Below are 24537 nucleotides of genomic sequence, written 5' to 3'. Positions count from 1 at the left end.
TTTTGAGTAAGCAAACTTTTTAACTGAAGAGTTTGATCATGGCTCAGATTGAACGCTGGCGGCAGGCTTAACACATGCAAGTCGAGCGGTAACAGGGGAGCTTGCTCCTGCTGACGAGCGGCGGACGGGTGAGTAACGCGTAGGAATCTGCCTAGTAGAGGGGGACAACATGTGGAAACGCATGCTAATACCGCATACGCCCTAAGGGGGAAAGGAGGGGACTCTTCGGAGCCTTCCGCTATTAGATGAGCCTGCGTAAGATTAGCTAGTTGGTAGGGTAAAGGCCTACCAAGGCGACGATCTTTAACTGGTCTGAGAGGATGACCAGTCACACTGGGACTGAGACACGGCCCAGACTCCTACGGGAGGCAGCAGTGGGGAATATTGGACAATGGGCGAAAGCCTGATCCAGCCATGCCGCGTGTGTGAAGAAGGCCTTAGGGTTGTAAAGCACTTTCAGGGGTGAGGAAGGGTAGCTAGTTAATACCTAGTTATTTTGACGTTAGCCCCAGAAGAAGCACCGGCTAACTCTGTGCCAGCAGCCGCGGTAATACAGAGGGTGCAAGCGTTAATCGGAATTACTGGGCGTAAAGCGCGCGTAGGTGGTTTGTTAAGTCGGATGTGAAATCCCAGGGCTCAACCTTGGAATGGCACCCGATACTGGCAGGCTAGAGTACGGTAGAGGGGTGTGGAATTTCCTGTGTAGCGGTGAAATGCGTAGATATAGGAAGGAACATCAGTGGCGAAGGCGACACCCTGGACTGATACTGACACTGAGGTGCGAAAGCGTGGGGAGCAAACAGGATTAGATACCCTGGTAGTCCACGCCGTAAACGATGTCTACTAGCCGTTGGGTTGTAATGACTTAGTGGCGCAGCTAACGCAATAAGTAGACCGCCTGGGGAGTACGGCCGCAAGGTTAAAACTCAAATGAATTGACGGGGGCCCGCACAAGCGGTGGAGCATGTGGTTTAATTCGAAGCAACGCGAAGAACCTTACCTACTCTTGACATCCAGTGAACTTAGCAGAGATGCTTTGGTGCCTTCGGGAACACTGAGACAGGTGCTGCATGGCTGTCGTCAGCTCGTGTTGTGAAATGTTGGGTTAAGTCCCGTAACGAGCGCAACCCTTATCCTTATTTGCCAGCACTTCGGGTGGGAACTTTAAGGAGACTGCCGGTGACAAACCGGAGGAAGGTGGGGACGACGTCAAGTCATCATGGCCCTTACGAGTAGGGCTACACACGTGCTACAATGGCGTATACAGAGGGCTGCGAACTAGCGATAGTAAGCGAATCCCAGAAAGTACGTCGTAGTCCGGATTGGAGTCTGCAACTCGACTCCATGAAGTCGGAATCGCTAGTAATCGTGAATCAGAATGTCACGGTGAATACGTTCCCGGGCCTTGTACACACCGCCCGTCACACCATGGGAGTTGATTGCTCCAGAAGTAGCTAGCTTAACCCTTCGGGGATGGCGGTTACCACGGAGTGGTCAATGACTGGGGTGAAGTCGTAACAAGGTAGCCCTAGGGGAACCTGGGGCTGGATCACCTCCTTAAACGATAGAAACCTCTGGTGAGCGTTCACACAAATTATCTGATATCTAATTTATAAGAAGCACAGAAAGTATTTGGGTCTGTAGCTCAGTTGGTTAGAGCGCACCCCTGATAAGGGTGAGGTCGGCCGTTCAAATCGGCCCAGACCCACCAGTATATCAATAACCGCGTTATTTAAGCCCTCGTTTAGCAAACTAAACGTCGACCTTAAAAGCCTTGTTCTTGAGATTCTGGTATTTGATTGGAGATATCTTCTCCGATTAACCAAATACGATCTAGTTAGTAATGGGGCTATAGCTCAGCTGGGAGAGCGCCTGCTTTGCACGCAGGAGGTCTGCGGTTCGATCCCGCATAGCTCCACCATTTACTGATGATGATCACTCTGTGTAAAAGATTAGAAGAGAGTTCTAAGCAAGACGCTAAACATCTTTCACATTCGTGTGTTGGGTGATTTTTAGTCTCTGACTTAGTGCTTTGCACTAAACTTGCTCTTTAACAATTCGAATTTTGAAATAACGATGAATCAAGCGTTAAACCGGTGGAAGTTCACTTTAACCTAGTGACTTCTATTATCGTAAATCCAAAGAGACACAAAAGCTCTTTGGTATGTGGTCTGATTTATGTTTCTACTTTTCCTTTTGGAATCGTAAAAAACTATTTTGGGTTATATGGTCAAGTGACCAAGCGTGCACGGTGGATGCCTTGGCAGTCAGAGGCGATGAAGGACGTGGTAATCTGCGAAAAGGTTCGGGGAGTCGATAAACAGACTTTGATCCGAACATGTCCGAATGGGGAAACCCACTCTACTTGTAGAGTATCCCACAGTGAATACATAGCTGTGTGGAGGCGAACCCGGGGAACTGAAACATCTAAGTACCCGGAGGAAAAGAAATCAACCGAGATTCCCTAAGTAGCGGCGAGCGAAAGGGGATTAGCCCTTAAGTGGTTTTGGTGTTAGTAGAAGGCTCTGGAAAGTGCCGCGATAGAGGGTGATAGCCCCGTATACGAAAACACCTTAATCATGAAAACGAGTAGGACGGGACACGTGTTATCCTGTCTGAATATGGGGGGACCATCCTCCAAGGCTAAATACTCCTGACTGACCGATAGTGAACCAGTACCGTGAGGGAAAGGCGAAAAGAACCCCTGTGAGGGGAGTGAAATAGATCCTGAAACCGTGTACGTACAAGCAGTGGGAGCGGACTTGTTCCGTGACTGCGTACCTTTTGTATAATGGGTCAACGACTTATTTTCAGTAGCAAGGTTAAGCACATAGTGGAGCCGTAGGGAAACCGAGTCTTAATAGGGCGTTTAGTTGCTGGGAATAGACCCGAAACCGGGCGATCTATCCATGAGCAGGTTGAAGGTTGAGTAACATCAACTGGAGGACCGAACCCACATCCGTTGAAAAGGCTGGGGATGACTTGTGGATAGGAGTGAAAGGCTAATCAAGCTCGGAGATAGCTGGTTCTCCTCGAAAGCTATTTAGGTAGCGCCTCGTATCTCACCATTGGGGGTAGAGCACTGTTTGGGCTAGGGGGTCATCCCGACTTACCAACCCCATGCAAACTCCGAATACCAATGAGTGCAATTACGGGAGACACACGGCGGGTGCTAACGTCCGTCGTGGAAAGGGAAACAACCCAGACCGTCAGCTAAGGTCCCAAAGTTACAGTTAAGTGGGAAACGATGTGGGAAGGCTTAGACAGCTAGGAGGTTGGCTTAGAAGCAGCCATCCTTTAAAGAAAGCGTAATAGCTCACTAGTCGAGTCGGCCTGCGCGGAAGATATAACGGGGCTCAAACTGTACACCGAAGCTACGGATGCTTAGTTTACTAGGCATGGTAGAGGAGCGTTCTGTAAGCCGTTGAAGGTCAAGCTGTAAGGCAGGCTGGAGGTATCAGAAGTGCGAATGTTGACATGAGTAACGATAAGGGGAGTGAAAAACTCCCCCGCCGGAAGACCAAGGTTTCCTGTCCCATGTTAATCAGGGCAGGGTGAGTCGGCCCCTAAGGCGAGGCAGAAATGCGTAGTCGATGGGAAACAGGTTAATATTCCTGTACTCGTACATATTGCGATGGAGAGACGGAGAAGGCTAGGCCAGCACAGCGATGGTTGTCTGTGTTTAAGGCGGTAGGTTTGGGACTTAGGCAAATCCGGGTCCCTTTAAGACCGAGAACTGACGACGAGCCCTCTTTTGGGCGAAGTGGTTGATGCCATGCTTCCAGGAAAAACTTCTAAGCTTCAGATATGATCGAACCGTACCCCAAACCGACACAGGTGGTCAGGTAGAGAATACCAAGGCGCTTGAGAGAACTCGGGTGAAGGAACTAGGCAAAATGGTACCGTAACTTCGGGAGAAGGTACGCCGGCCGGTGTGAAGGACTTGCTCCGTAAGCACTAGTCGGTCGAAGATACCAGGTGGCTGCGACTGTTTATTAAAAACACAGCACTCTGCAAACACGAAAGTGGACGTATAGGGTGTGACGCCTGCCCGGTGCTTGAAGGTTAATTGATGGGGTTAGCGCAAGCGAAGCTCTTGATCGAAGCCCAAGTAAACGGCGGCCGTAACTATAACGGTCCTAAGGTAGCGAAATTCCTTGTCGGGTAAGTTCCGACCTGCACGAATGGCGTAACGATGGCCACACTGTCTCCACCCGAGACTCAGTGAAATTGAAATCGCAGTGAAGATGCTGTGTATCCGCGGCTAGACGGAAAGACCCCGTGAACCTTTACTATAGCTTCACAGTGAACTTTGAACCTACTTGTGTAGGATAGGTGGGAGGCTTTGAAGTGCAGACGCCAGTTTGCATGGAGCCACTCTTGAAATACCACCCTGGTATGTTTGAGGTTCTAACTCAGGTCCCTTATCGGGATCGAGGACACTGTGTGGTGGGTAGTTTGACTGGGGCGGTCTCCTCCCAAAGAGTAACGGAGGAGCACGAAGGTGTGCTCAGCATGGTCGGAAATCATGCATAGAGTGTAAAGGCAAAAGCACGCTTAACTGCGAGACAGACACGTCGAGCAGGTACGAAAGTAGGTCTTAGTGATCCGGTGGTTCTGTATGGAAGGGCCATCGCTCAACGGATAAAAGGTACTCCGGGGATAACAGGCTGATACCGCCCAAGAGTTCACATCGACGGCGGTGTTTGGCACCTCGATGTCGGCTCATCACATCCTGGGGCTGAAGCCGGTCCCAAGGGTATGGCTGTTCGCCATTTAAAGTGGTACGCGAGCTGGGTTTAGAACGTCGTGAGACAGTTCGGTCCCTATCTGCCGTGGACGTTTGAGATTTGAGAGGAGCTGCTCCTAGTACGAGAGGACCGGAGTGGACGAACCTCTGGTGTTCCGGTTGTCACGCCAGTGGCATTGCCGGGTAGCTATGTTCGGACGGGATAACCGCTGAAAGCATCTAAGCGGGAAGCCTCCCTTAAGATAAGATCTCACTGGGACATAAGTCCCCTAAAGAGCCGTTCGAGACTAGGACGTTGATAGGTTGGGTGTGTAAGTGCTGTGAGGCATTGAGCTAACCAATACTAATTGCTCGTGAGGCTTGACCATATAACACCAAAGTGGTTTTGGATGAGAAAAGTGAAAGCTCAATCTCATCAAAATGACAAAGACACAGATACGATAAAGCATCAGCAATGATGAGCATCGGTTTAATACTTGATCCACGTTATTTCAAAACAGAATTGTTAAAGATCCAAGCACGTATTCGCGTGTTTTGAGACAAGTCGAAAGACAATGCAATCAACGCATAGCTCAAAACAATACGCAAAACGAATTGCTTGACGATCATAGAGGCGTTGAACCACCTGATCCCATCCCGAACTCAGAAGTGAAAAGCGCCATCGCCGATGGTAGTGTGGGAGATCCCATGTGAGAGTAGGTCGTCGTCAAGCTTTATATTAAGAGAAACCCCATCCTGCTCAGCAGGGTGGGGTTTTTTCGTTATGGGGAATCACCATCGCCCATGCTAGTCTCGCAAGGGGATAAGCATCGTCAAGCTTTATATTAAGAAGGCCCTGATAGCTATGCTGTCAGGGCTTTTTTTCGTCTGGAGAAGGCCGCTCAAGAAAAGTTATCTTCACTCTAATAAGCTTAAGCAATAGCTTCATTCCAGCTTACCAATGTTTTATTTAGCTTAATTAGCTTGTATCAATATCGTAGGTTACAAGGCTTACTAATATCCAAATAAAGTTCAAACAATTTTAAACCTTAGGCTGCCAGCTTTAATTTTAAAGATTCATGTCTACAATGAATAGACTGTTTAATTAAACAAGGAGTTTGAGATGGCAAAAGTGTTAGTTCTTTATTACTCAAGTTATGGTCACATCGAAGCAATGGCTAATGAAATAGCGGAAGGTGCCCGCGGTGCGGGCGCTCAAGTGGATATTAAACGAGTTCCCGAGCTTATGCCGGAAGACGTTGCTAAAAGCTCTGGCGTGAAGCTAGATCAAGATGCTCCCGTTGCCAAACCTGATGACTTGGTGAATTATGATGCCGTGATTTTTGGTTCGCCAACACGCTTCGGTAATATGGCATCTCAAATGAGAAACTTCTTGGACATGACTGGCGGATTATGGGCTGAAGGTAAACTTGTTGGTAAAGTCGGTAGTGTATTTACTTCTACTGGTACCGGCGGTGGCAACGAAACCACTGTGCAATCTTTCCATACGACGTTATTCCATCATGGTTTTGTGGTTGTTGGTCTGCCTTATTCTTGTCCAGAATTAGCTGATGTCAGTGAAGTAAAAGGCGGCTCTCCGCTAGGAGCAGGAACCATTGCGGGTGCTGACGGTAGTCGTCAGCCTTCACAAAAAGAAATCGCGATGGCGCGATTCCAAGGTAAGCATGTGGCTGAAATTGCGGCTAAGCTTAGTGCATAGAACCCAATACAATATTTAAAAGGGCAAGCTGGAACGTTTGCCCTTTTTTATACCAACAAATCTATCCACATAGAGAGGAAAGTCAGCTTTTATTATTTGTTAATAAGTTAGACACTTATCCACTTCGTTTGCAGCACCTAGAATCACGGCAACACGTTGGTGAATAGCTTCTGGCTTAATATCCAGAATGCGTTGAGTGTGGGTATGAGCCTTGCCGCCAGCTTGTTCTAATAACATAGCCATTGGGTTTGCTTCATACATTAGGCGTAGCTTGCCTGCTTTAGATGGGTCTTTGTTATCCCAAGGGTATATGAAGATACCACCACGACAAAGAATACGATGCACGTCACCTACCATAGCAGCGACCCAGCGCATATTGAAGTTCTTATCACGAGTACCTTCTTTACCTTTCACTAAGTCACTCACATAGTTCTGCATATTGACTGACCAAAAACGCTGGTTCGACATATTAATAGCGAATTCTTGAGTATCTTGTGCTACTTGAACTTTTTCACGAGTTAGTGTGAAAACATGGTTAACTGGATCATAAGTAAACATGTTGACGCCATTGCCTGTTGTAAGAACCAACATGGTTGATGGGCCATATAAAACATAACCGGCAGCTACTTGTTCTTTACCAGGAATTAGAAAATCAGCTTCAGTAGCTGGTTTATCACCAGTTTGGCGGTAGATGGAGAAGATTGTTCCGACCATAGCATTAATGTCGATATTCGATGAACCATCTAATGGGTCAAAGGCGATGAAGTATTCTCCATCTGTATTAGCGGGAACTATGTAGTCTTCTTCTTCTGAAGCAATGGCTCTTACTGCTGGGCAAGCAAGCAGTGCTTCTTTAAGCATGTCGTTAGAAATAACATCCAGTTTCTTTTGCTCTTCACCCTGAACATTTTCATTGCCAGCCATACCTAAAATACCTGCAAGCGAGCCTTGTTTTAGTGCATCAGATATCGCGATGCAGGTATCAGTTGTTACAGTTAAAACTGCTTGTAATGACGTTGGTGTTGCACTGGATGCTAAAACATCAGGTAGGTTTTGCATGGTCTGGCATTTCCTTGTTATTTGAAGTTGCCGAAATTATGCCATTCTAGTTACTTAGTGTCAGCCAAGGTTGTGTTTTGATCATAAAATAAATAGGGAAAATCGACGTTTTCGGATAATCTACGCAAAATACTGAAAAGGAATCTTTATGTCTGATTTTATTGTTCATCATCTGGAACTAAATGGTCAAGGCGGTGCGACAGCATTATCTTCTCTCGATTTACCTACAGTTGTTCCTGAAAGTGGCTGTCGCTGGATACACTTAGATTGCCTTGAGGAGGAAGGGTTTACATGGCTCTCAGATTTAGAGGGAATTCCTGAAACAGCAGTAGAAGCTTTATTCGCTGAAGAAACCCGCCCACGTGCGGTAAAGATGGGAGATGGTTTATTACTGACGTTACGAGGCGTTAATTTAAACCCAGAATCTAACCCTTCCGACATGGTGTCTCTGCGACTTTGGGTAACGCCACATTTTATCGTGTCTAGCCGTCGTCGTAAGCTTTTGTCTGTACAAGATACAGTGAAGAATCTTGTTAACAATGAAGGCCCAACGAATACTGGTGATATTGTGGCGACTTTAACCGAGACATTGACTGGCCGCATGGCGAAAATTATCCATGACTTAGAGGATGAGTTAGCGGACTTAGAGGAAAGCATTGGAGAGGGGATTGAAGCTGATCAGCGTGATTCTCTTGTACAACGTCGCCTTGAAACGATTCGCTTAAGACGCTTTCTTGTACCTCAGAAAGAAGCGATCAATAAATTAGCACAAGAGTCACTTGCTTGGATGACTCCTGATCAAACATCACAAGTGCATGAAGCTGCCAACGATATCACTCGTTATGTCGAAGGGTTAGAGTCATTGCGTGAACGCTGTTTATTGATGCAGGAAGAGTTTGCCAATTTACAGGCTGAAAAGATGAACGCTCGAATGTACGTATTATCGATTCTGTCTGGCATTTTTATGCCTCTAGGCTTTTTAACCGGTTTGTTTGGTATCAACATTGGCGGTATGCCGGGTACAGATAATGGTTCAGCGTTTTGGCTATTTTGTATCGCTTTAGTGGTACTAGGCGGTGGCCAATTTGTGGTAATGAGAAAAAGCCGCTGGTTTTGAGAAAGCGGCCTTTCCTTATCTTATGAATAGCAACAAAAACACTGAAGATTATTTCTTCAGTGTTTTAACGCCATCTTTTGTGGCTAACAGCAAAATATCCGCAGAACGTTTTGCAAACAAGCCATTTGTCACCACACCAACAATGCTGTCGATACTTTTTTCTAGCGCGATAGGATCAAGAATTTCTAGATTATAGACATCTAAAATATGGTTGCCATTGTCGGTAACAACGCCTTCACGATAAACCGGGTCACCGCCTAGTTTTACTAATTCACGAGCTACATGGCCGCGTGCCATTGGAATGATTTCTACAGGAAGAGGGAAATCCCCCAGTAATTTAACTAGCTTGGATTCATCCGCAATACAGACAAATTCGTCACTGCATGCCGCCACGATTTTTTCGCGGGTTAATGCCGCACCGCCGCCTTTGATTAAGTGTAAGTGTTCATCTGACTCATCCGCCCCATCAACGTACACGCGAATGCTATCAACGCTGTTTAGGTTATAAACAGGAATTCCATGCTTTTTTAGTCGCTCTGCAGACGCTTCTGAACTTGCTACAGTGCCGTCAAATAAGCTTTTGTGTTTAGCTAATTCATCAATAAAAAGGTTTGCTGTCGAGCCTGTGCCAACACCGACGATAGTGTCGGTTTCTAACATAGGAAGAATGTAAGCTACCGCAGCTTCTGCAACGGCTTGTTTTAATTCGTCTTGCGTCATGGTGATGTTCACCTTCTATTATAGTTTTACAAGGGGGCGGTATTATTCGGCTTACCTATAATGATAAGCGACCTCTGATGGTGGTCGTATTATAGGCGCTTAAACAGATGATTGTTACCCCTGCTTTATGCGCTCATTTAACGATTTTATGCTTTTTTCATCTTGGTTTAGAGGCTATCTGTCTTTGCGCCCAGTGAGTTGAAAGAGTATATTTCCTACTCGGTTTTTTTTGACTAGCAGTCAGCGTAGATGTCGTTTAGAACATCGTGTTGTCGATTTATATTCGTTTAGGAAGCACTATGCCTCATACCATGATTAAAAAGATTCTACAGGCGCGCGTTTATGACGTTGCCGTAGAAACACCACTATCTCGTGCCAATCAGTTGTCGAATCGATTGGGTAACGAGATTATTTTGAAGCGAGAAGATTTACAGCCGGTTTTCTCTTTCAAAATTCGTGGGGCATACAATAAAATTTGTCAGTTAACACCAGAAGAGCGTGCTCGTGGTGTTATTGCTGCGTCGGCAGGTAACCACGCACAAGGTTTGGCCTTGGCGGCGAAAAAACTTGGTATTCAAGCGACTATTGTAATGCCTGCAACGACGCCAGAAGTGAAAGTCAGTGCGGTGCGAAATCATGGCGCGGAAGTGGTTTTGTTCGGTGATGCTTTTGATGAAGCGTCGGCAAAATCTCGTGAAATTATGGAAAAAACCGGACAAGTTTACGTTCATCCATTCGATGACCTAGACACGATCGCAGGTCAAGGCACGATCGGCATGGAAATCCTTCATCAACACGAAGGTAATATCGACGCGATTTTTATTCCTGTCGGCGGTGGTGGTCTAATCGCTGGAGTATCGGCTTATATCAAATACCTTCGTCCAGACATTAAAATTATTGGTGTCGAGCCACAAGATGCCGCTTGTCTAAAAATTGCCTTGGAAAAAGGCAAACCCACTCGCTTGCCGACAGTGGGGATTTTTGCCGAAGGTGTAGCTGTGGCAGAAATTGGTCAGAATACTTTTGCTATTGCCAAAGATACCGTCGATGAAGTCATCACAGTGACTACAGATGAAATGTGTGCGGCGATCAAAGACATCTATGATGATACTCGTGCGATTACGGAACCTGCTGGAGCGTGTGCTTTGGCGGGCTTGAAGAAGTACATCGAGCGGGAAGGTGCAAAAGGCCAAACGCTTATCGCCATCAATAGTGGTGCGAACGTCAATTTCGACCGCTTGCGCCATGTTTCTGAGCGAGCGGAATTGGGCGAGAAACGCGAAGCCATTATTGCCGTGAAGATTCCAGAACATCCAGGTAGCTTTAAAGATTTCTGCCAAGCCTTGGTGGGCCGTAATATTACAGAATTTAATTATCGTTATGGCGATGACCAAGAAGCCGTTATTTTTGTTGGCGTCGCTTTAGGCGGCAGTCCGCATAGTCGTAAAGAGCTATTGGAGGACCTGAAAGATTACGAGATCACAGATTTAACCGACGATGAAACGACCAAAGTTCATGTCCGTCATATGATTGGTGGGCATTTACGCAGCGATAAAGGCGAGTTGTTGTACAGCTTTGAATTCCCTGAACGTCCAGGTGCTTTGTTGAAATTCTTAAACACGCTTGGTGGTCAATGGAATATTTCCATGTTCCATTATCGTAATCATGGCGATGCCTATGGGCGTGTTTTGGTTGGGTTGCAAGCGGTAGGAGAAGAAACCGATGTGACTAAATTCTTAGATGAGCTGGGCTATCCTTATCAAGACGAAAATAACAACGATGCTTGTAAGCTGTTCTTTCGCTAAAAGCGTGAAAATCGGTTATCATTAGCGCAACTATTTTTTGAATTCAGCCCTCTCATTGGTGACAGTGAGAGGGCTGTGTGATTCTAATATGTCGCTATTCTTAGTGACATATTTACTGTTTAAAGGTCTCCCTTGTGAATATTCAAACTCTTCTAAATCAACGCATTCAAGCGGCTATGGTTGCGGCTGGCGCATCTGATACTGCGCAAGCGTTAGTGCGTCAATCGGCAAAAGTTCAATTTGGTGATTACCAGGCAAATGGCATTATGGGCGCGGCGAAAGCGCTTAAAATGAACCCTCGTGATTTTGCCCAGGCCACACTTGAGAAATTGGATATTTCAGATCTTGCCGACAAAGTCGAAATCGCCGGGCCTGGTTTTATCAATATCTTCTTGAAAAATATTTGGTTAAGTAAAGAGTTGGTGCAATTGCGTACCAGTGAGCGTCTTGATGTAAATCCAGTTGAAACGCCTGAAACGGTTGTGGTGGATTACTCTGCACCAAACCTCGCTAAAGAAATGCACGTGGGCCATTTACGTTCGACGGTGATTGGCGATGCCGTTGTTCGTACGCTGGAGTTTTTTGGTCATCATGTGGTTCGTCAAAATCACGTAGGTGATTGGGGAACGCAATTCGGTATGTTGTTGGCGTACATGGAACGCCTACGCGCCGAAAATGCCAAGATCAGTATGGCCCTTGCTGACCTTGAAACTTTTTACCGTGCCGCTAAAACCTGCTTTGACGAGGATGAAGCTTTTGCTGCTCGTGCTCGTGAATTGGTTGTTTCCTTGCAGTCTGGTGATGAAGAATGCTTGGCGCTTTGGGATGAGTTTATCGAAATCTCTATGGCGCACTGTGAAGAAACCTACAAGATGCTTGGTGTATCTTTAGAGCGCCAGCACGTAATGCCTGAAAGTGCCTACAACGATGATTTGGCGAACGTGGTTAGTGAGCTGAAAGAACAGGGTATGTTGCAAGAATCTAATGGCGCACAGTGTGTATTCATGGAGGAGTTTGCTAATAAAGAAGGCGAGATTACGCCGGTTATCGTGCAGAAAACCGGTGGCGGTTTCTTGTATGCGACAACCGATTTAGCGGCGGTACGTTTCCGTCAGCATACCTTGAATGCCAACCGTGTGTTGTATTTTGTGGATGCGCGCCAGTCTTTGCATTTCCAGCAGATTTTTACCTTGTCTCGTAAAGCAGGCTTTGTAAAACCAGAAACTCAATTGGAACACATGCCGTTTGGTACTGTGATGGGCAGCGATGGGAAACCATTCAAAACTCGTTCTGGCGGCGTAGCGAAATTGTCTTCTTTGTTGGAAGAGGCTCAAGAGCGTGCTTATCAATTGGTGGCGTCGAAGAACCCAGAAATGAGTGAAGAAGAGCTACGTAACATCGGTCGTATAGTCGGTATTGCGTCGGTTAAATACGCTGACCTATCGAAAAACCGTACCAGTGATTACGTGTTCAATTGGGACACCATGTTGAGCTTTGAAGGCAGCACAGCGCCTTATTTGTTGTACGCTTATTCTCGCGTAGCAAGTATCGTTAAACGCTCTGAAATCGATCTAGCGAGCCTGGCAGGTGATATTTCGGTTGAAGAACCACAAGAACGCGCCTTAGCGATGAAATTGTGTCAGTTTGAAGAGGCTATTCAACAGGTTGCTAATGACGGTATGCCGCACTTCTTGTGTGCTTACCTGTACGATTTAGCGGGTACCTTTATGACTTTCTACGAAGCTTGTCCTATTTTGAACGCCGAAGATGACGTGAAACATAGCCGTCTGCAATTGGCTTTGAATACAGCCTCAACTCTGAAGCTTGGCCTGTCTTTGCTAGGGATTGAAACACTAGAGCGAATGTAAAATTTCTCTACTGTTTTGTTTTAATGAAGAAAATAAAAGGCGCTTTTCTAGTTGATTAGCGCCTTTTATGTTTTAAATCTTAAGTGACATAATCCACACGTAAAATAGGATTAATAAAGAGGAATAATCAGCAGATGAGAATTTATATAGCCTACACTGGAGGCACGATTGGTATGGTGCCTTCAGAGGAAGGCTTAATACCCGATGCGGCCTTTGCTGACCATCTTACTCTACACTTAAATGCATCCGATGAGCTTGCCCACGACTTTGTAATCACTAGTTACCCAAGTTTGATTGATTCATCCAATGCTACGCCGAAAGACTGGCAAACTATCGCTCGTGATATAGAAAGCAAATGGCATGACTTCGATGCCTTTATTGTTCTGCACGGTACAGATACCATGGCTTATACCTCAGCGGCGTTGTCCTTTATGTTTGCCCGCAGTGACAAACCTATTATTGTCACGGGTTCGCAAGTGCCCATGTATAAAGTGCGAACTGATGCCATGATTAATGTGATGGGCGCCATATCTGCTTGCGAAGAGCTTACTTGTGAAAATTATAAAAGAGGTGTGTTTCTATTCTTTGCTGGTCGTTTGATCGAAGGCGACCGAGCTCATAAAGCGCACACCAGTGATTGGCAAGCCTTCAGCTCTCCAAACTGCCCAGAGAGAGGCGTGTTAGGCATCGATTGGCGCTGGCGCTCTGTCGATGTTGCTAAGCAACCAATGCAAATTCAGATTCCAGAAATGCAAGAAGGTTCTGTAACTATTTTGCCTGTCTTCCCTGGTGTTCAAGCTGCTCATTGGCAAGGCTTGTTGAGTGAAAACGTAAAAGGCGCGGTGTTATTAAGTTATGGCGCTGGTAATGCCCCTGATAAAGATCCTGCTCTTTTAGCGCTATTAAAAACCGCTTCAGAACGCGGCGTGGTGATTGTCAATGTGAGTCAATGTGGCGCGGGAAGCGTGGCGGCAGGCGCTTATGCTGCAGGTTCTGCATTGGTTAAAGCGGGTGTAGTGTCAGGAGGGGATATGACTTACGAAGCCTCGTTTGTGAAATTGAGCTTCTTGATCGGTTTAGGCCTTTCGAGCGAAGAAATTAAAAGCAGCTTCTCATAACGAAAAGCTAAAAGGAATTTTGTATGGCATTTTTATATGTGCTTTTAGTGTCGATTTGGTCAACAGGCTTTATCACTGGCAAACTTATCGTCGGTCTGATTGATCCTAACGTTTTTTTAAGTATTCGTTTTGTGTTGGCGGGCTTGTTGTTTCTTGTCATTGCCTTGTGGCAGCGTCGACGCTTTCCTGCATTGAAAGAGTTACCCAAGCACATTATTGCCGGTATGTTGATGAATGGTTTTTACTTGGGCTTTGCCTATGTTGCCATTGCAAAAGGCTTGCCCGCTGGCGTTATGGCCTTAATTGGCGCATTACAGCCAGCCTTAGTGGCGCTACTTGCCTTCTTGTTGATCAAGGAGAAAACGTCTTTGAAAGGTGTCCTCGGCATGCTTGTTGGCATCGTTGGGCTCGTGTTGGTTATCAGTCCAGCACTAGAGTTAGATATGAGTCATGGTGGAGTCACTTTGCTAACGTTTACCTTAGCTTGCGCAGCAATATTTACCTTATCTCTTGGTGTGACCTATCAAAAGATGTCCATATCATCGTCGGATATTTTTAGCTCAATGGCGATTCAAAACCTCGCTGCGAGCGTTGTCTCGATAGGCTTTATGTTGCTACTCGGTGAAACCTTGTTTGCAGTGCAGTTGGAGTCCTTCTTACTCGTTATCTGGGGTGTGCTCGTTTTATCTGGCGGCGGCGTTTTCTTGATGGTGTGGTTATTGAGAAAAGTCAGAGCATCACAGGTGTCGACTATGCTGCTATTGGCCCCGCCATTAGCCGCAATAGAAAGTTACTTTCTATTTAGTGAATCCATGACCATGATTCAGATTATCGGCTTTGTCATAACGATTGTTGGTGTGTATTTCAGTCGAGCAAAAACCAGTGAGGCATGAGGAAAGAGAAGAAAGGCGGTTTTAGCTTTTCTTCTCAAGGATTCTGATTTTGGCTTCCGTACGATCAATCAAGGTACCAAAGCGCTCTATTTCATCGACAAAGTTGTCGAATTCAATTTTGCTTGGCAGCAGCTGGCTGTCAGTTTGTAGATGGTGAACCATCTGCATTCTGGCGTTGGTGGTAAACTCTTTGCTCCAAGACCATTGAGCACGAAATAGTCGAGCTAGAGCCGCTGCCGACAAATCGCCAATGTGATCAGCAAGCAATTCTTCCCAATCAAATTCGAAGTTTTCCATCACTTTATGCAGTGTCATTAAGGCTTGAGCATTACCCTGAATGCGCAGGTCGCCATCAAAGAAACCATCGCCGTCGAGTAATTTCCGGTAGGCTACACTCGGTCCTTTAACAAGAGTATCTAGTCGTGGGTCGAGTTCGATCTCATCCAAGCTCTCTGGTCGGTCTAGCATCACGCCCTGTTCGAGGATGTGAATCTGTAGAATAAAAGAGAAGTCTTCTATATAAAGAAAAACCTGTTGACCAGCTAATTTGCCTAGTCGCTCCTGTGATGGTGTGTCTTGTTTAAGGGCGAGGTTGATCGCATTTTCAATCGCGCTAAGAGCCGATAAACTAAGTGAACCCATAAAAATATCTTCCCGATAATGGCTTAAATACGGTTAAAACTAAAGCTGGTGGATTTGAATCACTGCAGTGTCACGCGTCTGGCCTTCTTTTTCAAGGCGATCCAGGTACATTTGCCAGAGTTCATCATGGTTTTTACCGATGTTATAGAGATATTCCCACGTATAGAGGCCTGTATCGTGCCCATCATCAAAAGATATCTTAAGTGCATAATTACCAGCACCTTCTACGTTATTGATACCAACGTGCTTTTTACCGTATTGCAGAATAGGGATTTGTAACCCGTGACCACGCACTTCAGCAGAAGGTGAATGTACTCGAAGATATTCTGCGCTTAGGCGGAAGCTCTGCCCATCAGTAAAGGCGATGGCCAATTCACGGGACTGTTTATGGTAGTTAATTGAAGTTGGCGTAGGCGTTGCCATGGTCTTGTTTCCTATATTACCCCTTCAATGAAGGGGTATGTTATATGGTTGAATCAATTATAGGATGTATTGGCTTAGGTCTTCGTCTTCAGCGATTTCCCCAAGTTGTTCATCTACATAAGCTGCAGTAATGTCGACGGTCTGATCATCAGGCATATCGCTAGCAGAATAAGACACTTCTTCAAGTAAGCGTTCAAGTACCGTATGCAAGCGGCGGGCGCCGATGTTTTCTGTGCGTTCATTCACTTGGAATGCGATCTCTGCAATACGATGAATACCTTCTTCGGTGAAGTTTAAATTGATATTTTCTGTTTTCGCCAGCGCCACATATTGTTTAGTAAGAGAGGCACTTGGCTCTACCAAGATACGCTTGAAGTCGTTTACTGTTAGTGCATCTAATTCAACACGAATCGGTAGGCGACCTTGCAGTTCCGGAATTAAGTCGGATGGCTTAGACAGATGGAAGGCACCAGACGCAATAAATAGGATATGGTCAGTTTTGACCATGCCGTATTTTGTACTAACTGTACAACCTTCGACTAATGGTAGTAAGTCACGTTGTACGCCTTCACGAGAAACTTCACCACCAGAACGTTCAGAGCTTTTTGCCACTTTATCGATTTCATCTAAGAACACGATTCCGTTTTGCTCAACCGCTTCAACCGCACGGGCTTTTAGCTCTTCTTCGTTAACCAGTTTCGCGGCTTCTTCATCACGAACTTGGCGTAAGGCTTCTTTGACTTTCAATTTACGCTTTTTGGTTTTTTGTGAGCCAAAGCTAGAAAACATGTTTTGCAGCTGGCTGGTCATCTCTTCCATTCCAGGTGGTGTCATGATTTCTACACCCATTGGCGAGTCAGCAACATCGATGTCGATTTCTTTATCGTCCAGTTGGCCTTCGCGTAATTTCTTGCGAAAAGTCTGGCGCGTGCTGTTGTCTTCTAGTTCCGGGTCGCCGCCACGAGCGGGTGGTAATAGCACATCAAGAATACGGTCTTCTGCTGCGTCTTCAGCTTTATGGCGCAATTTTGCGGTTTCTTGCTCACGCAGCATTTTGATTGCCATTTCGACCAGGTCACGGATGATGGATTCCACATCGCGGCCAACATAGCCTACTTCGGTAAATTTAGTGGCTTCGATCTTAATGAATGGCGCGTTAGATAGCTTGGCTAAACGACGAGCTATTTCAGTTTTACCAACACCAGTTGGCCCAATCATCAAAATATTTTTTGGTGTAACTTCCGCACGCATGTCTTCAGGAAGTTGCATGCGACGCCAGCGATTGCGTAGTGCGATGGCAACAGCGCGCTTTGCTTTTTGCTGACCAATAATGTGATTGTCTAAGGCGTTAACCGTCTCTCTTGGGGTCATGCTGCTCATTATCAATTCTCTTCTATGTTCTTGAATGATGTTGTCTGCGTTGTAGACTACTACTCTAGGCGGATTTGTCTTCAAGCTGCGGGTCTATCGTAATTTCTTCGATGGTTAGGCTGTGATTGGTAAAGACACAGATGTCTGCTGCAATATTAAGGCTTTTCTCGACAATGTCTTTTGCTGTTAGGTCTGTGTTGTCGATTAAGGCACGAGCTGCTGCTTCTGCGTAATTGCCACCAGAGCCAATGGCTAATGCGCCGTGCTGCGGCTCAACAACATCGCCAGTTCCTGTAATGATTAGTGTGCTTTCTTTATTGGCAACTATCAGCATAGCTTCTAACTTGCGTAATGCGCGGTCGGATCGCCAGTCTTTGGCAAGATCTACAGCGGCGCGAACAAGTTGGCCTTGGTGTTTTTCTAACTGGCCTTCGAAGCGTTCGAATAGAGTGAAGGCATCCGCTGTACCGCCAGCGAAGCCAGCAATCACTTCACCATGGTATAAGCGACGCACTTTACGAGCATTGCCTTTCATCACAGTGTTGCCTAAAGATACTTGTCCATCGCCGCCTACGACGACTTGGTTGCCTTTGCGTACAGTAAGAATCGTTGTCATGGGTCTACTCCAGTTTCGATTCTAATAAAATGGGGGCGAGCAGAAGGATTTCAAGCAAGGATTGCATACAGAGTTAGCTTCCATTTTCTGTATGCAATCTATACGAGATTGAGAGAAAGGTTATTGTTCTTTTTTTACTTTGTAAGAATAGGGAGAGATATCCATTGAAACGAGCTTGTCTTCGGCTCGATTCATTTTAGAGCGCGATTCATAAGGGCCTAATACCACGCGGTACCAAGGTTGTTCCCCTTGCCCTATGGTTTTTCGAATGCTGCTTTCTACGAGCCCAGATAGGATGAGCTGGGCTCGCATGCGATCTGCGTCTTCAGGGTTTCTGAAAGAAGCTGCTTGCAGCATGTAATAGAAATCTTGCTCGCCACGAGGCGTAGATTGATACGCATCTACATGGCTGGTATCGACTTTGCTATCTTGCAATATTTGGTAAAACTCGAAGGTGTCCTTTTTCGGCATCACCTTGATAACTTCTTCTTTCTTAACTGGAGTAGGCTTAGGTTTTGGCGTTACTTTTATTTTCTCTACCGGTACAGGCACTGATTTCGGTGCGACTTGGTTCAGTTGCGTTAGTCCATAAATAAAAGCCACAAGGATTGCAGGTACCAGCAGCCATAACCACCATGCTGTTTTGCGTTTCTGTGGTGGGGGCGTTCGACGAGTTGCCCCTTTTTTGGGACGGCTTCCTTTTGCTGCAATTTGAATGGGGCTAAACATAATTTGGGCTTTTTGCTATGTGTAAATAGGATACTGGATCAATTGCGCACATTATGCGTGCAAGATCAGTAAGTTTCCAGTGGATCTACATCAATTGCAAAACGAATTCTGTGTTGTCGAGTAGACTGCTCTAGCCAATCACTGATCATTTGGGTTGCTTGATGCAAAGGTGCTCGGTGGGCGGCTTTGATCGAAATCAGCGCTCGATGCTGTCCAGCCTTACGAACTATGATGGCTGCGTAAGGTCCAACCAGATAAACATCCTTTGCAAAGTAGGGTTCAAGGTCATTTCTCATGGCAGATAATAACTGCATGGCTTCTTGTTCATTACCCGATTCGGCTCGCACTATAACCTGATGATAAAAGGGTGGAAGCGAAAGCGATTTACGTTCAGCCAAGCCATCTATAGCAAAATGCTCGTAGCCAAGATTGCATAAACATTCGATTGCGGCATGGTCTGGGTGATATGTCTGTAGCAAAACGTGTCCAGGCTTTTTGGCACGACCAGCACGACCAGCGACTTGGGTAATAAGCTGAGCAGTTCGTTCCATACCTCGAAAATCGGACGAAAATAGGCCCGCATCAGCATCCATGATAATCACCAAGGTGACGTTGGGAAAGTGATGACCTTTAGCCAGCATTTGCGTGCCGATTAAAATAGCTTGATCGTGTTCATGTATTTTTTGGGTTAGTTTCGCCATGGCAGACTTACGCTGGGTGCTGTCGCGGTCTATGCGTAGGATTGGCACTTCTTTGAATAGGGTGCTGAGTTGAGTTTCGATTTGCTCTGTGCCTTCACCGACGGTAAATAGTTCTTCTGATTGACACTCAGGGCAAGTGTGAAGAAGGGCTTTTTGCGTGTCGCAATGATGGCAGTGTAGTTTATTCGCGCGCTTATGGACGGTAAGGTTGACATCGCAATGATCACATGCAGCGATCCAACCGCATTGGTGACACATTAACGTAGGGGCGTAGCCTCGACGGTTTAAAAACACCAAGACTTGTTCCTTACGCTCTAAGCAGAGTTTCATACTGGCAAGTGCTTGTTCGCTGAAGCCATGCACGAGCGTTTTTCCGCGTAGGTCTACTCTTTCCATTTCTGGAATGTGGGCATTGCCAGCTCGTTGGCGAAGCTTTAACCAAGCAAAACGTTTTTGTAGTGCATTCGTTAAGCTTTCATAAGACGGTGTAGCCGAGGCAAGTAGTACTGGAATATTCAGCGCTTGAGCGCGCTTTACCGCAAGGTCTCGAGCGTGATAACGAAAGCCTTCATGTTGCTTATAGGAGGTGTCGTGCTCTTCATCAATGACAATCATGCCGAGGTTAGGAGCGGGGATGAAAGCCGCAGAACGTGTGCCAATGATGATTTTTGCATGGCCGCTGGCGGCCAATAGCCAAGCGTCCAGACGCTCTCTATCGCTCATGTTGGAGTGCATTAAGACAATGTCAGTATTAAATCGAATTTCGAATCGCTTCAGGGTTTGTGGTGTTAGACCTATTTCTGGCACCATCACTAACACTTGCTTGCCTTCTTCTATTAGGCGCTCCATGACTCGCAAGAATACTTCCGTTTTGCCGCTACCTGTTACGCCATCCAATAAGGCGACATTGAATTGATGGCGATAGTCTAATAAATGCTCTGTAGCCCTCATTTGTTCTGGGTTGAGAGTTGGTGGCACTTGAGTTTGGTGAGCGTGCTTTTCGCCACCTTTGTTAAAAGAGCGAGGTTCGCGTCGTAATAAGCCTTTTTCTTCTAAGCTCTTTCCCGCTGCAGGAGCAAGGTCTAACACAGAAGCCGCATGTTGGCTTAAACCGTTAGGATGCTGTTGCACTGCTTTCAAAAAGTCTTGCTGACGAGGAGCTCTGCTAAGTTGTTCAAGCGGTAGAGATTGACCTTGTGGCGTAGTGAACCACCAATTTTCTGTACGAAACTCTGCATTTTCACCTTTGCGAAGTAAGACTGGCAAGGCGTGAAATATCACGTCGCCAATAGGGTGGTGATAATAACGTGCAGCCCATTCACACAGCGCCATTAGCTCGGCACTAATCACAGGGCTTTCATCTTGGAGAGATGTCAGTGGCTTAACTTGTTCAGGGTCCCAGTCGCAGGTTTCGCTGAGGGCAACAATAACGCCAAGTCGGCTGCTTTTTCCGAAGGGAACTTTAACGCGCATGCCAGGTTTTAATTCATGCCTTAGGGCAATTGCTTTGGGAACTTTATAGTCAAAGAGTGTCCGCATTGGTACGGGCAAAGCGACTTTAATGTATGGGTGAAGTGTTAGAAGCGCTTCAGACATGCGTTAGGTTGAACCTTATAGTAAAGCAAAAATTAGAGTTCTTAGTGAATAAGATAAGTGTACGTCAGAGTGGTGACTAAGGGCGAGCCACATTTTTATAAGAAAAGCGTGATAAAAAGGTTGCTGATTGGATCATAGATCCCTAAAATACGCCGTTCTTGGATCCACTGTACAATGTCTGTACAACGAAACGTGCGGTGCTTGGCGAGGCGATAGCCCATTTATATATCGATCAAGTGGCGGCACACCAAACTTTAAGGTAACTACGATGAAAAAAGATATCCACCCAACTTACTCAGCGCTTACTGCAACTTGTACTTGTGGTAACACTTTGAACTTGAACTCAACACATGGTAAAGACATGCACATCGACGTATGTAGCAACTGTCACCCATTCTACACAGGCCAGCAAAAAATGTTGGATACTGGTGGTCGTGTTGATCGCTTCAACAAGCGTTTCGGAGCGCGTCGTACTACTAAGTAATTGGTGGAATGACTGTGATCTCTTTAAAAAAGCGCCAAGCTCTCTTGGCGCTTTTTTTGTTTTTGTCCTTTGCGGTTCAAGCTGAGGAGCTTTGTGTCGCGACTGGTCCGCTTGAAAAAGCAAAGATAAAACGCATTGTCGATGGCGATACAATTCATCTTGTTGATGGTCGAAAAGTTAGACTGGTGGGAATAGATACTCCCGAACTAGACCACAAAAAAGGCAATCATGAACCTTTTGCCGTTGAGGCGACAGAGTTTGTACGCTCTCGTCTTGATCAATATGTTTATATTCAAACAGCAAAGGTCGACAAGGATAGATATGGTCGTAAGTTGTACTATCTTTTCGATAAAGATCGTATTTCATTAACAAGTCAGCTACTATCCGAAGGACTTGGTTATCGTATTGCAATCCCTCCAAACCTAGCCTATCAGGCTTGTTTTGAGGCATCCGAAAGTATAGCTCGCAAAGCACATAAGAAATTATGGCAGCAATCTTTGCAATGGCAGCCACAAGCTGGCTTTGCAATCTCTCGTGTTAACATCACCTCAATTACTAAGAACCGAGGAGGTTGGTGGCTAGAAACCGATCAGGATCTAGTAATCAACTTACCACCCAGTGTTACCGATTATTGGCCAGCTCAAGAAATATTTTATCTTGAGGGGCGGAAGATAGAGGTACGGGGTTGGCAGCATCGAAGGAAAAGTCGACATTCGGACTTTAAATCTTGGGTTCTTTCTGTAAGGCACCCCAATGATTTGCTTGAGATCAAAGACTCTGTCAGTCCTTGACTGATAGAATATTCCTATGATCTTGCGCTTTAAAGTATTAGATATATCGATTATTCTGATGGAACAAAATTATAAGGTGCCACTTTCGAAGCTTTTTTAGGCTTGGGAACAAGGCCCAATTTGGCTATGATAAAACTAATGAATTACACCAAATAGACGGAAACATAATAATGGCAGAAGATATAAAACAAGCTGCACTGGACTACCATGAGTACCCAGTTCCAGGAAAATTGAGCGTTACTATTACTAAACCAACAGCAACTGCTCGTGACCTTGCTCTTGCATACAGCCCTGGTGTGGCTGAGCCTTGCCGTGAAATCGCAAAAGATCCAGAAGCAGCTTACCGCTTCACAGGTAAAGGCAACTTAGTTGCTGTCATTTCTGATGGCTCTGCGATCCTTGGTTTAGGTAACCTAGGTCCATTGGCAAGCAAGCCAGTTATGGAAGGTAAAGGTTTATTGTTTAAACGCTTCGCTGGCATTAATTCTGTTGATGTGGAAGTTGAATCTGAAAGCCCACAAGCCTTTATTGATACCGTTGCTCGTATTGCGAACACATACGGCGGTATTAACCTAGAAGACATCAAAGCACCTGAGTGTTTTGAAATCGAACGTCAGTTGATCGAGCGTTGCTCTATCCCAGTTTTTCATGATGACCAGCACGGTACAGCGATTGTAACAGCAGCTGGCCTTTTGAATGCGCTTGAGCTTCAAGGCAAAGACATTGCTGATGCTAAAATCGTTTGTTTAGGTGCGGGTGCTGCGGCAACGGCGTGTATGAAACTGATCATCGCTTGTGGTGCACAACGTGAGAATATCTTCGTTCTAGACCGTAACGGTGTCATTCATTCTGGCCGTACAGACTTGAACCAGTTCAAAGCAATGTTTGCAATTGATACTGACAAGCGCACTCTTGATGACGCCATTGATGGTGCTGATGTATTCATCGGTGTATCTGGTCCAGATCTATTGTCTGCTGACCAATTAGCTAAAATGGCAGCTAATCCAATCGTTTTTGCTTGTTCGAACCCAGATCCAGAAATCAATCCAGAGCTTGCTCTCGCGACTCGTGATGATTTGATTATGGCGACTGGACGTTCTGACTACCCTAACCAAGTAAACAATGTGCTTGGCTTCCCTTTCATCTTCCGTGGTGCATTAGACGTTCGAGCGACTAAGATCAACGAAGAAATGAAAGTAGCAGCGGTTCATGCACTTAAAGACCTTGCGAAGGAAGAAGCGCCAGCGGATGTTGTTGCTGCATACGGCGGCGGTGCGTTGAGCTTCGGTAAAGAGTACATCTTGCCGAAACCAATGGACTCTCGTTTGCTGAATGTAGTTTCTGCAGCGGTAGCTCGCGCAGCGGTGGATTCTGGAGTGGCAATGCTTCCATACCCAGATTTCTACCCTTTAGAGAATCTTGACCACTTCGGTGCTTAATCGAATTAAGGTCAACTAAAAAGGCGACTCCCTGATAAGGAGTCGCCTTTTTTTGCGATATTTTTCAGATGCAAAGCTGTAATGCCATGGATTAAAGTATGGGAGAAATGGAATGAAAGTAGCTATTTACTGTGGCTCAGCAGAGGGAAAATCTCCCGATTATGTCAATTGCGTAAAAGCTTTAGGAAGGCACTTGGCGGAGCAGGGCGTTGGTGTTGTTTATGGTGGAGGTAATGTTGGTTTAATGGGCGTGATTGCTAATGCTGTGTTACAAGCAGGCGGTAAAGTTATCGGCGTTATTCCTCAGCATTTAAAATCAAAAGAAATTGCCCACCCTAGCTTAACTGAGCTTCATATAGTCGCCAATATGCATGAACGCAAGGCGAAGATGAGTGAATTGGCCGATGCTTTTGTGGCGCTCCCTGGTGGCGTAGGAACGCTAGAGGAAATGTTTGAAATTTGGACTTGGGGGCAGCTCGGGTTACACGATAAACCTTGTGCTTTTTATAATATAAATGGCTTTTATGATCCATTGTTTACTATGGTTGAAAGCATGCAACAGGCAGGGTTTGTGAAACAATCTTATATCGATATGATTATCAAGGTGAATTCACCTGAGGCCCTATTATCAGCTTTTCAAGCATATAGAGCGCCTCAACCTAAGTGGAGTTAACGTGCTTGATAGCATAAAAATGCCAGCTCGAGGCTGGCATTTT

The 24537-nt window shown here is 45.8% G+C and carries 18 protein-coding genes, 2 tRNA genes and 3 rRNA genes; 15 read left to right on the top strand and 8 right to left on the bottom strand.

The window, feature by feature from the left end; all coding sequences use genetic code 11:
* The first annotated feature begins 20 nt into the window (after window positions 1-20).
* The 6 genes from JSY38_RS08045 (at window position 21) to wrbA (ending at window position 6449) form a co-directional block, all read left to right on the top strand.
* A 16S ribosomal RNA gene (locus JSY38_RS08045) occupies window positions 21-1560 on the top strand.
* A 74-nt stretch (window positions 1561-1634) separates the two neighbouring features.
* Window positions 1635-1711 (top strand) — tRNA-Ile (locus tag JSY38_RS08040).
* Window positions 1712-1845: 134 nt separating this feature from the next.
* Window positions 1846-1921 (top strand) — tRNA-Ala (locus tag JSY38_RS08035).
* Between the two features lie 307 nt (window positions 1922-2228).
* Window positions 2229-5118: ribosomal RNA gene (locus tag JSY38_RS08030) — 23S ribosomal RNA — on the top strand.
* Window positions 5119-5347: 229 nt separating this feature from the next.
* Window positions 5348-5462, top strand: a 5S ribosomal RNA gene (gene rrf, locus JSY38_RS08025).
* The 16S, 23S and 5S rRNA genes sit together here with 2 tRNA genes alongside, the layout of an rRNA operon.
* A gap of 390 nt (window positions 5463-5852) precedes the next feature.
* Window positions 5853-6449: an NAD(P)H:quinone oxidoreductase gene (wrbA, locus tag JSY38_RS08020; protein ID WP_114411469.1), complete on the top strand. Its 597-nt coding sequence runs from the start codon at window positions 5853-5855 to the stop codon at window positions 6447-6449.
* Between the two features lie 99 nt (window positions 6450-6548).
* Here the strand turns inward: wrbA and JSY38_RS08015 are convergent, their stop codons facing one another.
* A complete protein-coding gene (locus JSY38_RS08015) occupies window positions 6549-7508 on the bottom strand; it encodes a class 1 fructose-bisphosphatase (RefSeq protein WP_205116375.1) in 960 nt (319 codons plus the stop codon).
* A 148-nt stretch (window positions 7509-7656) separates the two neighbouring features.
* On the opposite strand from JSY38_RS08015, the gene JSY38_RS08010 reads away from it, so the two are divergent.
* Entirely contained in the window at window positions 7657-8625 is a 969-nt protein-coding gene (locus tag JSY38_RS08010; protein WP_205116373.1) for a zinc transporter ZntB, read from the top strand.
* Window positions 8626-8673: 48 nt separating this feature from the next.
* Here JSY38_RS08010 and rpiA read toward each other — a convergent pair whose 3' ends face one another.
* Window positions 8674-9345, bottom strand: coding sequence for a ribose-5-phosphate isomerase RpiA (rpiA, locus tag JSY38_RS08005; RefSeq protein WP_114411472.1), 672 nt, complete (start codon window positions 9343-9345; stop codon window positions 8674-8676).
* Window positions 9346-9644: 299 nt separating this feature from the next.
* Between rpiA and ilvA the strand changes: the two genes are divergently transcribed.
* From ilvA to JSY38_RS07985, 4 genes are all read left to right on the top strand, one after another.
* Window positions 9645-11150, top strand: coding sequence for a threonine ammonia-lyase, biosynthetic (gene ilvA, locus JSY38_RS08000; protein WP_205116371.1), 1506 nt, complete (start codon window positions 9645-9647; stop codon window positions 11148-11150).
* A 134-nt stretch (window positions 11151-11284) separates the two neighbouring features.
* Entirely contained in the window at window positions 11285-13018 is a 1734-nt protein-coding gene (gene argS / locus JSY38_RS07995) for an arginine--tRNA ligase (protein WP_205116369.1), read from the top strand.
* A 134-nt stretch (window positions 13019-13152) separates the two neighbouring features.
* Entirely contained in the window at window positions 13153-14136 is a 984-nt protein-coding gene (locus JSY38_RS07990; RefSeq protein ID WP_205116367.1) for an asparaginase domain-containing protein, read from the top strand.
* 23 nt (window positions 14137-14159) lie between these two features.
* Window positions 14160-15029: a DMT family transporter gene (locus JSY38_RS07985; RefSeq protein ID WP_114411476.1), complete on the top strand. Its 870-nt coding sequence runs from the start codon at window positions 14160-14162 to the stop codon at window positions 15027-15029.
* A 21-nt stretch (window positions 15030-15050) separates the two neighbouring features.
* Here JSY38_RS07985 and JSY38_RS07980 read toward each other — a convergent pair whose 3' ends face one another.
* From JSY38_RS07980 to JSY38_RS07955, 6 genes are all read right to left on the bottom strand, one after another.
* Window positions 15051-15671 carry a ubiquinone biosynthesis accessory factor UbiJ gene (locus JSY38_RS07980; RefSeq protein WP_205116365.1) on the bottom strand — a complete coding sequence of 207 codons (621 nt, stop codon included), beginning with the start codon at window positions 15669-15671 and terminating at the stop codon, window positions 15051-15053.
* Window positions 15672-15710: 39 nt separating this feature from the next.
* Window positions 15711-16094 (bottom strand): gamma-butyrobetaine hydroxylase family protein, encoded by a 384-nt coding sequence (locus JSY38_RS07975; protein ID WP_205116363.1) that lies wholly within the window; start codon window positions 16092-16094, stop codon window positions 15711-15713.
* Window positions 16095-16151: 57 nt separating this feature from the next.
* Entirely contained in the window at window positions 16152-17474 is a 1323-nt protein-coding gene (gene hslU / locus JSY38_RS07970; protein ID WP_114411479.1) for an ATP-dependent protease ATPase subunit HslU, read from the bottom strand.
* Window positions 17475-17529: 55 nt separating this feature from the next.
* Window positions 17530-18081 carry an ATP-dependent protease subunit HslV gene (hslV, locus tag JSY38_RS07965; RefSeq protein WP_114411480.1) on the bottom strand — a complete coding sequence of 184 codons (552 nt, stop codon included), beginning with the start codon at window positions 18079-18081 and terminating at the stop codon, window positions 17530-17532.
* Window positions 18082-18201: 120 nt separating this feature from the next.
* A complete protein-coding gene (locus JSY38_RS07960) occupies window positions 18202-18810 on the bottom strand; it encodes an SPOR domain-containing protein (RefSeq protein ID WP_114411481.1) in 609 nt (202 codons plus the stop codon).
* A 65-nt stretch (window positions 18811-18875) separates the two neighbouring features.
* Window positions 18876-21107, bottom strand: coding sequence for a primosomal protein N' (locus tag JSY38_RS07955; protein WP_205116361.1), 2232 nt, complete (start codon window positions 21105-21107; stop codon window positions 18876-18878).
* A gap of 268 nt (window positions 21108-21375) precedes the next feature.
* On the opposite strand from JSY38_RS07955, the gene rpmE reads away from it, so the two are divergent.
* The 4 genes from rpmE to JSY38_RS07935 all read left to right on the top strand — a co-directional run bounded on the left by rpmE (window position 21376) and on the right by JSY38_RS07935 (window position 24494).
* Window positions 21376-21591: a 50S ribosomal protein L31 gene (gene rpmE / locus JSY38_RS07950; RefSeq protein WP_114411483.1), complete on the top strand. Its 216-nt coding sequence runs from the start codon at window positions 21376-21378 to the stop codon at window positions 21589-21591.
* Between the two features lie 8 nt (window positions 21592-21599).
* Window positions 21600-22382, top strand: coding sequence for a thermonuclease family protein (locus tag JSY38_RS07945; RefSeq protein WP_114411484.1), 783 nt, complete (start codon window positions 21600-21602; stop codon window positions 22380-22382).
* Between the two features lie 170 nt (window positions 22383-22552).
* Window positions 22553-23821 carry a malic enzyme-like NAD(P)-binding protein gene (locus JSY38_RS07940; RefSeq protein WP_114411485.1) on the top strand — a complete coding sequence of 423 codons (1269 nt, stop codon included), beginning with the start codon at window positions 22553-22555 and terminating at the stop codon, window positions 23819-23821.
* Between the two features lie 112 nt (window positions 23822-23933).
* Window positions 23934-24494, top strand: a complete 561-nt coding sequence (locus tag JSY38_RS07935; RefSeq protein ID WP_114411486.1) for an LOG family protein — start codon at window positions 23934-23936, stop codon at window positions 24492-24494.
* Window positions 24495-24537: the final 43 nt, after the last annotated feature.

Origin of the sequence: Marinomonas foliarum (assembly GCF_016906065.1) — a bacterium.
GTDB lineage: Bacteria > Pseudomonadota > Gammaproteobacteria > Pseudomonadales > Marinomonadaceae > Marinomonas > Marinomonas foliarum.
Note: the sequence above shows the minus strand (reverse complement) of the source record. Positions and strands in the feature narration are given on the sequence as shown.

Coding starts and splice junctions, on each gene's coding strand:
- JSY38_RS08010 (WP_205116373.1), top strand. CDS start 7,657: ATGTCTGATTTTATTGTTCATCATCTGGAACTAAATGGTCAAGGCGGT.
- wrbA (WP_114411469.1), top strand. CDS start 5,853: ATGGCAAAAGTGTTAGTTCTTTATTACTCAAGTTATGGTCACATCGAA.
- JSY38_RS08015 (WP_205116375.1), bottom strand. CDS start 7,508: ATGCAAAACCTACCTGATGTTTTAGCATCCAGTGCAACACCAACGTCA.
- JSY38_RS07940 (WP_114411485.1), top strand. CDS start 22,553: ATGGCAGAAGATATAAAACAAGCTGCACTGGACTACCATGAGTACCCA.
- JSY38_RS07990 (WP_205116367.1), top strand. CDS start 13,153: ATGAGAATTTATATAGCCTACACTGGAGGCACGATTGGTATGGTGCCT.
- hslV (WP_114411480.1), bottom strand. CDS start 18,081: ATGACAACGATTCTTACTGTACGCAAAGGCAACCAAGTCGTCGTAGGC.
- JSY38_RS07945 (WP_114411484.1), top strand. CDS start 21,600: ATGACTGTGATCTCTTTAAAAAAGCGCCAAGCTCTCTTGGCGCTTTTT.
- rpmE (WP_114411483.1), top strand. CDS start 21,376: ATGAAAAAAGATATCCACCCAACTTACTCAGCGCTTACTGCAACTTGT.
- JSY38_RS07980 (WP_205116365.1), bottom strand. CDS start 15,671: ATGGGTTCACTTAGTTTATCGGCTCTTAGCGCGATTGAAAATGCGATC.
- rpiA (WP_114411472.1), bottom strand. CDS start 9,345: ATGACGCAAGACGAATTAAAACAAGCCGTTGCAGAAGCTGCGGTAGCT.
- JSY38_RS07935 (WP_114411486.1), top strand. CDS start 23,934: ATGAAAGTAGCTATTTACTGTGGCTCAGCAGAGGGAAAATCTCCCGAT.
- JSY38_RS07955 (WP_205116361.1), bottom strand. CDS start 21,107: ATGTCTGAAGCGCTTCTAACACTTCACCCATACATTAAAGTCGCTTTG.
- JSY38_RS07985 (WP_114411476.1), top strand. CDS start 14,160: ATGGCATTTTTATATGTGCTTTTAGTGTCGATTTGGTCAACAGGCTTT.
- hslU (WP_114411479.1), bottom strand. CDS start 17,474: ATGAGCAGCATGACCCCAAGAGAGACGGTTAACGCCTTAGACAATCAC.
- JSY38_RS07960 (WP_114411481.1), bottom strand. CDS start 18,810: ATGTTTAGCCCCATTCAAATTGCAGCAAAAGGAAGCCGTCCCAAAAAA.
- JSY38_RS07975 (WP_205116363.1), bottom strand. CDS start 16,094: ATGGCAACGCCTACGCCAACTTCAATTAACTACCATAAACAGTCCCGT.
- ilvA (WP_205116371.1), top strand. CDS start 9,645: ATGCCTCATACCATGATTAAAAAGATTCTACAGGCGCGCGTTTATGAC.